Origin of the sequence: Pseudomonas sp. NPDC088429, assembly GCF_044753305.1 — a bacterium.
Classification (GTDB): domain Bacteria; phylum Pseudomonadota; class Gammaproteobacteria; order Pseudomonadales; family Pseudomonadaceae; genus Aquipseudomonas; species Aquipseudomonas rustica.
Genome location: NZ_JBIVMX010000165.1, coordinates 1 through 1,632, shown reverse-complemented (window position 1 = coordinate 1,632; position 1,632 = coordinate 1). Strand labels below are relative to the sequence as shown.

1 protein-coding gene and 2 tRNA genes are annotated in these 1,632 nt (G+C 55.0%); all 3 read left to right on the top strand.

All coding sequences use genetic code 11. The features are described 5' to 3' along the window. Positions 1-132: 132 nt before the first annotated feature. Positions 133-217 (top strand) — tRNA-Leu (locus tag ACIP66_RS28700). A gap of 75 nt (positions 218-292) precedes the next feature. Further along, positions 293-368, top strand: a tRNA-His gene (locus ACIP66_RS28695). A 400-nt stretch (positions 369-768) separates the two neighbouring features. Next, positions 769-1,632, top strand: an 864-nt coding sequence (gene tig / locus ACIP66_RS28690; RefSeq protein WP_400652673.1) for a trigger factor, incomplete at its 3' end; no start/stop codon positions are given.

Below are 1,632 nucleotides of genomic sequence, written 5' to 3'. Positions count from 1 at the left end.
TGGGCGTAGCTCAGTTGGTAGAGCACGGGATTGTGACTCCCGTTGTCGTGGGTTCGATCCCCATCGTCCACCCCATATTTCGAAAGGCGCCAGATGTAACAGTCTGGCGCCTTTGCTTTAAAAGCTTCATCCGCGGATGTGGTGGAATTGGTAGACACACTGGATTTAGGTTCCAGCGCCGCGAGGCGTAAGAGTTCGAGTCTCTTCATCCGCACCAAACAAGCTTCATTCATGCCGTTGGCTTGATGAGGTTCAACAAAGAAGTTAAACGGCTTTTTTGTTACGCAATATGGTGGGCGTAGCTCAGTTGGTAGAGCACGGGATTGTGACTCCCGTTGTCGTGGGTTCGATCCCCATCGTCCACCCCATATTTCGAAAGGCGCCAGATTTAACAGTCTGGCGCCTTTTTTGTTTTAGCGGTTTGAGAAATCGGCGACCGCGGTTTTCGGGTCGCAGGGCAGGGCGTTTCGTCGTATTGATGTTTCTGGATGATGCCGCGCTGCCCGCCGGTCTTGCTTGCAGGGTCGGCCGTCAGGGAATGATCGGCATCCCTTCTATATATAGAAGAGGTTGCCGCAGAGCCTTGGCGTGATTGGTTGTATTCGCCTGTGGTGCGCGATGCATTCGTGTATTCGCACCGATAAATTGCCTGCTGTTTTTTTACCCGTTTTCAGTAGGGTGACTTCTTGAGTTTGACCCACTAGAATGCATGCCCTTGATTCTGGGGTCGGAAACGGCCGGCTAACGTCTGTGCAACGAGGAATATCCATGCAAGTTTCTGTTGAAAATACTACTGCTCTTGAGCGCCGCATGAGCGTCACCGTGCCGGCTGAGCGCATTGAGAGCCAGGTCAACAAGCGTCTGCAGCAGACTGCCCAAAAGGCCAAGATTGCTGGCTTCCGTCCAGGCAAAGTGCCAATGAGCGAAATCAAGCGCCGTTTCGGTGCTGATGCTCGTCAGGAAGCTGTCGGCGACGTGATCCAGTCCTCCTTCTACGAAGCTGTGGTTGAGCAGAAGCTGAACCCGGCCGGTTCGCCGTCGATCGAGCCTAAGTCGCTCGAAGCGGGCAAGGATCTGGAATACGTTGCAGTGTTCGAAGTGTTCCCGGAGTTCACCGTTGCCGGCTTCGACGGCATCACCGTTGAGCGCCTGAGCGCTGACGTGGCTGACGCTGACCTGGACAAAATGCTCGACATCCTGCGCAAGCAGAACACCCGTTTTGAAGTGGCCGATCGCGCTGCCCAGAACGAAGACCAGCTGAACATCGATTTCGTTGGCAAGGTCGACGGCGAAGTATTCGCTGGCGGTTCCGCCAAAGGCACTCAGCTGGTACTGGGTTCCGGCCGCATGATCCCGGGCTTCGAAGAAGGTCTGGTAGGTGCTAAGGCTGGCGAAGAGCGCGTTCTGAACCTGACCTTCCCAGAGGACTATCAGAACCTGGACCTGGCTGGCAAAACCGCCGAGTTCACCGTGACCGTCAACACTGTGTCCGAGCCTAAGCTGCCTGAGCTGAACGAAGAGTTCTTCGCTCAATTCGGCATCAAGGAAAGCGGCATCGACGGTTTCCGCACTGAAGTTCGCAAGAACATGGAGCGTGAACTGCGTCAGGCGATCAAATCCAAGGTCAAGCAT